The sequence below is a fragment of the Microbacterium sp. B24 genome, assembly GCF_000333415.1.
GTDB lineage: Bacteria > Actinomycetota > Actinomycetes > Actinomycetales > Microbacteriaceae > Microbacterium.
The window spans coordinates 1-7,242 of the sequence record NZ_BADB01000261.1; the positions used below are offsets into that span (position 1 = coordinate 1).

At 71.5% G+C, this 7,242-nt stretch carries 6 protein-coding genes and 2 pseudogenes; 5 read left to right on the forward strand and 3 right to left on the reverse strand.

Annotated elements, in window-relative coordinates; genetic code table 11:
• Positions 1 to 539 (forward strand): annotated as a pseudogene (locus I5I_RS06925) (MFS transporter); the annotation flags it as partial.
• Here I5I_RS06925 and I5I_RS06930 read toward each other — a convergent pair.
• The 3 genes from I5I_RS06930 to I5I_RS06940 all read right to left on the reverse strand — a co-directional run bounded on the left by I5I_RS06930 (position 534) and on the right by I5I_RS06940 (position 2,777).
• Entirely contained in the window at positions 534 to 1,268 is a 735-nt protein-coding gene (locus I5I_RS06930) for a YidC/Oxa1 family membrane protein insertase (RefSeq protein ID WP_036318063.1), read from the reverse strand. The pseudogene I5I_RS06925 and the gene I5I_RS06930 overlap by 6 nt on opposite strands.
• A gap of 81 nt (positions 1,269 to 1,349) precedes the next feature.
• On the reverse strand, positions 1,350 to 1,643 hold the full coding sequence (locus I5I_RS06935) for a hypothetical protein (protein ID WP_036318064.1): 294 nt from the start codon (positions 1,641 to 1,643) through the stop codon (positions 1,350 to 1,352).
• Between the two features lie 51 nt (positions 1,644 to 1,694).
• Positions 1,695 to 2,777, reverse strand: a complete 1,083-nt coding sequence (locus I5I_RS06940) for an alpha/beta hydrolase (protein WP_036318065.1) — start codon at positions 2,775 to 2,777, stop codon at positions 1,695 to 1,697.
• A gap of 152 nt (positions 2,778 to 2,929) precedes the next feature.
• Here I5I_RS06940 and I5I_RS06945 point away from each other — a divergent pair, with 152 nt between their 5' ends.
• The 4 genes and pseudogenes from I5I_RS06945 to I5I_RS06960 all read left to right on the forward strand — a co-directional run.
• Positions 2,930 to 3,973, forward strand: coding sequence for an AraC family transcriptional regulator (locus I5I_RS06945; RefSeq protein ID WP_036318068.1), 1,044 nt, complete (start codon positions 2,930 to 2,932; stop codon positions 3,971 to 3,973).
• 162 nt (positions 3,974 to 4,135) lie between these two features.
• Positions 4,136 to 5,527 (forward strand): annotated as a pseudogene (locus I5I_RS06950) (flavin-containing monooxygenase).
• Positions 5,524 to 6,399, forward strand: coding sequence for an SDR family NAD(P)-dependent oxidoreductase (locus I5I_RS06955; RefSeq protein WP_036318066.1), 876 nt, complete (start codon positions 5,524 to 5,526; stop codon positions 6,397 to 6,399). The pseudogene I5I_RS06950 and the gene I5I_RS06955 overlap by 4 nt, the downstream one beginning before the upstream one ends.
• The coding region (locus I5I_RS06960) for an aldehyde dehydrogenase family protein (RefSeq protein ID WP_148285503.1) at positions 6,396 to 7,242 on the forward strand (847 nt) is incomplete at its 3' end. The genes I5I_RS06955 and I5I_RS06960, both read left to right, overlap by 4 nt.

Genomic DNA, 7,242 nt, shown 5'->3' on the forward strand with positions numbered 1-7,242 from the left:
CTCCTGCTGGCGGCGGCATCCTCTCCGCCGCGGGCTTCGGGGCGGCCTTCCTCGCCCGAGACGCCTCCACGCCGCTGGCGTTCGTACCCGCCGGCATCCTCATCGCCTTCGGTATCACCGCCGCGGCGCTTCCGTACGGCACGCTCGTGCTCAGTGAGGCTCCGGCCGACTTCTACGGACCGGTGACCAGTTCGCGCACGACCTTCGGGCAGCTCTTCTCCTCGCTCGGTACCGCGCTGTCGACCGCCGTGATCACCCAGCTCACGATCTCGGGGATCACCGCCCGCCTGTCGGCGGCGGGACTGACGGATGCCGCGGTGCACACCGCTCTTGTCGGCGTCGGCACCTACGCGAAGGACGGCACGCGCCCCGACGCGCAGGTGTTCGATGCCGCGGTGGCCGCCTACCGCGACGGGTTTGGCGCACTGATGGTCGGCATGGCTGTCGTCGCGCTGGCGGCGAGCATCGTCGGCTCGGCCCTGATCGCTCGTGCGTCGCGGGCCGTGCCGACCTCCGGTAGCGGTGGCGCACCGTCATGACGCCTGCTGCGGCGGGTACAGCCGTCGCAGCACGAGTCGCTGGCCGAGGGTCCAGGTGACGGTCGTCAGCAGGTAGACCGCTGCCGCGAGGGGAACGAACAGGGCCGCGACGGCAGTGAGGAACGGCGCCGACGCGGTCAGCGTGCGCTGCCATGCCGGCAGCGTCGCCGCGGCTGTCGGTCGCAGCAGACGCCGCGTGAGTTCACCGACGAACGCGATGAGCAGCACGATGACACCGAACACCGCAGCGGCCGCCGGACCGACGCCGCTCGACACCGCGGCGACGGCGCTCTGACCCAGCGACACACCGAAGAGGTGTTCGGCCAGCAGCGGGTTCGCGTGCCCGGCGATCGATCCGTGCAGGAAGACGGCGTACACGAGCCCGACGATCGGCGCCTGAATCAGAAGCGGAAGACACCCGGCCGCCGGCGAGACGCCTTCGGCGCGGTAGAGCGCGAGGGTCTCGCGCTGCAGCCGCTCGGGGTGCGCGCGCCACCGCTGCTGCAGGGCGCGCAGCCGCGGCGCCAGGCGCGAGCGCGCCTGATCGGCTTTCGCCTGGGCGACACCGGCCGGGACGAGCGCCGTCCGCACGAGGAGGGTGACGAGCACGACGGCCGCGGCGGCGGCCGCCGGGCCGGCGACGGGGGCGAGAAGGGCGGTGAGGGCCATGAGCCCGCGTGCCGAGAGGTCGAGCAGAGCCGCCAGGGGCGGCAGGGTGAAGAGGTCCACGAGTTGTCCATTCCGACGAGGCGATCAGGGTGAGCTGTTCGGCCGCGAAGGGATGCCGTGAGTGGCGTCCGGACGGGGTGACTACGCGGCCGGGAGAGCCGCGCTCGGACCTCTGCGGAGGATGTGACCGGGAGCGTCGGGATCGCTCTGGGCCACGGGGGCACGCCGCATGTCGCTGCGCGCCGGCCGGACGCGATCGTAGGAAGCGCGCTCGCGCGTGGTCGCCGACACCGCGGCCATGACCATGACCACAGCGGCAGCAGCCGCGATGCCCGCGGCGACGACCGCCAGCGAGGTGAGCGGTGAGGCTCCCGCAGGCACGACGCCGACGGCGACGCCGATCGCGCGCAGCACGAGGACGAACGCGTCGATCATCGGCGGTCCTCCCTCTCAGCCGCGGTCGGACCCCAGGCTAGCGGAAGGACCTCATCGCTCCGACGGTGCGGACGTGTCCGCGTCGGTGACCCCGGCGCCTCCGCCGAGTCCGCGGACGAGCACGCCGACCGACTCGGCGAGCGCGCGCGAGCTCAGCCGGCCCACGCCGGTGGCATTGACGAACGCGTGGATGTGCCCCTCGACGACCTGCAGCGTCGTCGGCACCCCGGCATCCCTCAGTCTTTCGGCGTAGGCGATGCCCTCGTCGCGCAGCACGTCGAAGCCCGAGACGGCGACGTGCGCGGGCGGCAGCTTCGTGAGCGCGGACGCCTCGGCCCGCAGCGGCGAAGCGAACGGCTCGAGCGCATGCGCGGGCGTCGGCAGGTAGTGCCCGCGGTACCAGTCCATCTGCTTCTCGGTGAGGAAGTAGCCGTCGGAGAACAGCCGGTAGGAGCGGTGCTTGCCGGACAGATCCGTGACCGGAAAAAACAGCAGCTGGAAGTCGGGCGCGCCCGCCGCGTCTCCCACGGTGGCAAGGCTCACCACCGCGCTCAGATTGCCGCCGGCGCTGTCACCCGCGACCGCGATCCGGCGCCCGGGCCGGTGCTCGCGCACCCAGCGATAGCTGTCGATGGCGTCCTCGACGCCGGCGGGGAACGGGTGCTCGGGCGCGAGGCGGTAGTCGACCGAGATGACCTCCAGGCCACTGGTGGCGGCGATGAAACGGCACACCGAGTCGGCCGAATCGAGGCTGCCGACCACCCACCCACCGCCGTGGAAGTAGACGACGGTGCCGTCGGCCTCAGGCAGGTTCTGATAGCGGCGCGCCGGCACGGCCCCCGCACGCGTGGGGATCTCGATGTCCTCGACGCTCGCGACAGGAAGCGAGCCGCCGAAGATACGGGCTTCGGCATCGATCTGGGCCCGCGCGCGATCCAACGGCAGGTCGGAGAAGTCGGAGCCGGGCAGCGCGTTGAGCAGCCGCAGCGCCATCTGCACTTCGGTGTACAGGCGCTGGCCGTCCACGACGACGGGCCGACCGGCGATGACCCGTTGGATCGGTTCGGGCAGCGCACCGAGGGTGCGGATGACCGCACGCATCACGCGTTCGGAGGGGGCAGGAGTGTCGGGCATGGTGGCTCCTCGGGGTCGGCGGCGTCGACGATTCGCGGGCGAGCGGTGCACCCGTCGGGACGGGATGCGCTCGACGATAGCGACCGCGGGGGCTTTGTCACGGTCCGTCTCCGCCACCGCGCGGACATCATCGGCCAAATACAATGGCGCACATGTCCGAGCGACGCGCCGTGACGCCGTCTTCGGCGGTCATCACCCCGAACATCATCCGCTACCTGCTGCAGGTGGCCGATGAGCGCGGCGTCTCCCTCGAGCGCGCCCTGCGCGCGGCATCCCTCACGCGGGCTGCGATCGACTCTCCCGCTCTGCGGGTGTCGTACCGGCAGGGGCGCGTGATCATCGAGCAGGCGCTCCTGCTGCTGCCCGTGCCGGCGCTCGGGCTCGAGGTGGGCCGCCGCCAGCCGATCACCGCCTCGGGGCTGCTCGGTCTCGCGATGATGTCGAGCGCGACCTTGCGCGACGCCGTGCGGGTCGGACTGCGGTTCCAGAACCTGGCGGGCTCGATGGTGCGCTGGAGTTCAGCGGAGGAGGCCGGCGGACTGGTGGTGACCGCCGCACTGCAGGAACAGGCCTCGACGGTGGGCACGTTCCTCGTCGAAGAGGGGTTTGCGAACATCACGAGGATGGCTCGCGACGTCGCCGGTCTCGCGGCGCCTCAGCTGGTCGAACTGGCACACGCGGCCGAAGCCGAGCCGGCGGTGTACCGCGACTACTTCGGCGGCGCCGTGCGGTTCGCCGCGGCTCGCAACGCCTGGCATGTCCCCCTGGCCGCGGCGCACGCCGCGCTTCCGAGCGCCGACGCCTGGACGCACCGCGAGACGGTGGCACTGCTGGAGACGCAGACCGAGAGCATCATCGAGCGCCAAGAACTCGTCGCCGTGCTCGCGACGCAGATCAAAGACGCCCTGCCCGACGTGCTCTCGCTCGCGGCGCACGCGCGTGCACTCGCGACGAGCGAGCGGACGCTCCGGCGACGGCTGATCGAGGTGGGAGCGAGCTACTCCGGCGTGCTCGACGACGTGCGCAAGCGCCTCGCCGCCGAGCTGTTCGCCTCCCCCGCGCTGACGACGGCCGAGATCGCGTTCCGGCTCGGCTATGGCGACGACCGCTCGCTGCGGCGCAGCGCCCTGCGGTGGTTCGGCGCCTCCCCCGCGGCGCTGCACGCCGAGGCGCGACGCCCGCCGATCGCCTACTGACCGGCTCATCCGTCGACCGGATCATCCGGCGATCGGATCAGGGGGGGATGGATCAGGTCACCCTGTGTGGCCGATCATGTCCGATTCCTGGATGCCGCGCGTCCGCTGTCCGCCGTGCGCTGCGCCGTACCGTGATCACCTCACCCGCACGAAGGAGCGCTGATGAACACGTCGCCCACCGCTGCCCGCCCCGTCGACTCCACGGTCTGCGTCATCGGCGCCGGCCCCGCCGGACTCGCCGTCGCTCGCGCACTCAGCGAGAAGGGCATCGACTACACCCACCTCGAACGCCACTCGCAGGCGGGAGGGCTGTGGGACATCGAGAACCCGGGCACCCCGATGTACGAGTCGGCGCACTTCATCTCCAGCCGCACCGTGTCGGGCTTCTCCGGCTTCCCCATGCCCGAGGACTACCCCGACTACCCGGGTCACGCGCAGATCCTCGCCTGACTGCGATCGTTCGCCGACGCCTACGGGCTCACGCCCCGCATCCGCTTCGACGCCGCCGTCACCGCGGTCGACGACCTCTCCTCGTCGACATCGGGCGCTCCACGTTGGCGTGTCACCCTCGCCGACGGCACCGCGACCGAGCACGAGCGCGTCATCGTCTGCACCGGCAGCCAGTGGCATCCCTTCGTTCCCGAGATCCCGGGGTCGTACACCGGCGAGGTGCGCCACAGCCTCGAGTACCGCTCGCCGTCCGAGTTCGCCGGCAAGCGCGTACTGATCGTCGGCGGGGGCAACTCGGCCTGCGACATCGCGTGCGACGCGGCCCGCTCGGCCCAGCGCGCCGCGATCAGCATGCGCCGCGGCTACTGGTTCATCCCGAAGCACGTGTTCGGGCTTCCGTCCGACATCGTCGGCGGCAAGGGGTCGTTCCTGCCGAAGCCGCTGGAGCGGGCGATCCTGCAACCGGTGCTGAAGCTGCTGACGGGAGACCCTGCACGGCTCGGCCTGCAGAAGCCCGACCACAAGCTGTTCGAGACCCACCCGGTGCTCAACTCGCAGCTGTTCCATTACCTGCAGCACGGCGACATCGTCGCGCGTCCCGGCATCCGCCGCGCCGACGAGCTCGCGGTGGAGTTCACCGACGGCACGCGGGAGGAGTTCGACGTCATCCTCATGGCGACCGGGTACCGGCACCGCGTACCGGTCGCGCAGCGCTACTTCGGCGACGAGCAGCACCCCGACCTCTACCTCAACTGCGTCTCCCGTGAGCACGCCGGTCTCTACGGCGTCGGCTTCATCGAGACCAACAGCGGCGCGTACGGACTGTTCGACCAGCAGGCGCATCTGCTCGCGTCATTCATCGCGGGCAGCCGCACGGGCGAAGCCGCAGCGGCCGAGTTCGAGCGCCTGCGCATCGCCGACGCGCCCGACCTGTCCGGCGGCCTGCACTTCGACTCCTCGCCGCGCCACCGCGGCTACGTGGACGCCGATGCGTACGTGAAGTACGTGAAGAAGCTGGCCCGCCGCCTCGGCTGGGCGCTGGAGGGCCAGGCTCCGGATGCCGCGTCGCGCCGCACCGTGCGGGCAGCGGAGGTCGCGGCATGAGCTTCGACTACCGCGACACGGTCATCGTCGTCACGGGCGGCGCCGGGGGCATCGCGCGCGCGTTCGCGGGCGAGGCCGCGCAGCGCGGAGCGACCCTCGCTCTCGTCGACATCCGCTCCGAAGCCGCCGAGCGCGCCGCCGCCGCGCTGCCCGGTTCGGGCCATCGAGGGTTCGCCGGCGACCTCACCGATGACGATCAGGTGGAGCGTGTGCTCGGCGAGATCGGAGCGGCCTACGGGCGCATCGATGTGCTCATCAACAACGTCGGCATGACGAGCGCCGAGCGCTTCGACGCCCGGTCGGTGGCGAGCATCCGACTCGAGACCGAGGTGAACCTCCTGTCGCCGCTGGTGCTCACCCGCCTGGCTCTGCCGTTGCTGCACCGCTCGCACGACCCCCGGGTGATCACGACTGTGTCGCTCGGCGGCATCTTCCCTCTGGGTGAGACGCCGATCTACACGGCCTCGAAGTTCGGACTGCGCGGCGCGATGCTCTCGATCGGGCTCGACCTGCGTCAGAAGGGGATCATCGCCGGCTCCGTGCTGCCGTCGGCGACCGATACGCGCATGCTGCGGCAGGAGGCGATCGACGGCGGCAACTCGCTGCAGTTCCAGGACCCGCCGCAGCCGCCGCAGGCGGTCGCGCGAGCCATGATGCGCATGCTCGACCGGCCGCGTCTGGAGATCTACCCGAAGCCGTCGGAGTCGGTGCTGATCCGCCTCGCCATGCTCGTGCCCAACGCCCTGCCGCAGCTGATGCGCGGCTTCCGTCGTCGCGGCGAGCGCGGCATGGCCCGCTACCTCGCCCAGTTGGAGCGCGACGGCCACGTCGTGCGCGACGGCGACGACCTCGTTCTGAAGGAGACCGCATGACCGCCCCCACCCTCACCCTCCGCTCCCCCGCCGACGGGACCGTCCTCGGCGAGACGCCGATCACGTCGGCGGCCGAGGTGCACGCCGCCTCCCGTCGCGCCGACGAGGTCTTCCGCTCACGGGTGTGGTCGGGTCGGACACCGCGAGAGCGCGCCGCCGTGCTGCTGCACCTCGCCGACCTCATGGCGCGCGACGCCGAGACACTGGCCCGCCTCGACTGCGAGGACGCGGGAAAGCCGATCACCGAGTGCCGTGAGAACGACGTGCCGTCGGCGATCGAGTCCATCCGCTGGTTCGCCGAAGCCGTCGACAAGCAGTACGGCACGACGACGGCATCCGGCCCCGACGTCCTCTCCTTCACCGAACGCGAGCCGTTCGGGGTGGTCGCGGCAATCCTCCCCTGGAACTACCCGCTCGCGATGGCGGCCTGGAAAGTCGGCCCGGCGCTCGCGGCCGGCAACAGCCTCATCCTCAAGCCCGCCGACGCGACGCCGCGGTCGGTGCAGCATCTCGCCGCGCTGGCGGCCGAGGCCGGCCTTCCCGACGGCGTGCTGCAGGTGCTGCCCGGCGACGGGCCGACGACGGGAGCGGCGCTGGCCGAGGACCCCCTCATCGGCGCGCTGTCGTTCACCGGGTCCACCGCGACGGGCCGCACGATTCTCGCCGCCGCCGCGGCGAGCAACCTCAAGCGCGTGAGTCTGGAGATGGGCGGCAAGAGCCCGCAGATCCTGATGGACGACGCTCTCTCCTTCGGCGACGAGCTGATCGAGGGGATGGTCGAGTCGGCGTTCCTGACCTCGGGACAGAACTGCACGGACTCTAGAGGATCCCCGGGACCGAGCT

Coding starts and splice junctions, on each gene's coding strand:
- I5I_RS06955 (WP_036318066.1), top strand. CDS start 5,524: ATGAGCTTCGACTACCGCGACACGGTCATCGTCGTCACGGGCGGCGCC.
- I5I_RS06935 (WP_036318064.1), bottom strand. CDS start 1,643: ATGATCGACGCGTTCGTCCTCGTGCTGCGCGCGATCGGCGTCGCCGTC.
- I5I_RS06945 (WP_036318068.1), top strand. CDS start 2,930: ATGTCCGAGCGACGCGCCGTGACGCCGTCTTCGGCGGTCATCACCCCG.
- I5I_RS06940 (WP_036318065.1), bottom strand. CDS start 2,777: ATGCCCGACACTCCTGCCCCCTCCGAACGCGTGATGCGTGCGGTCATC.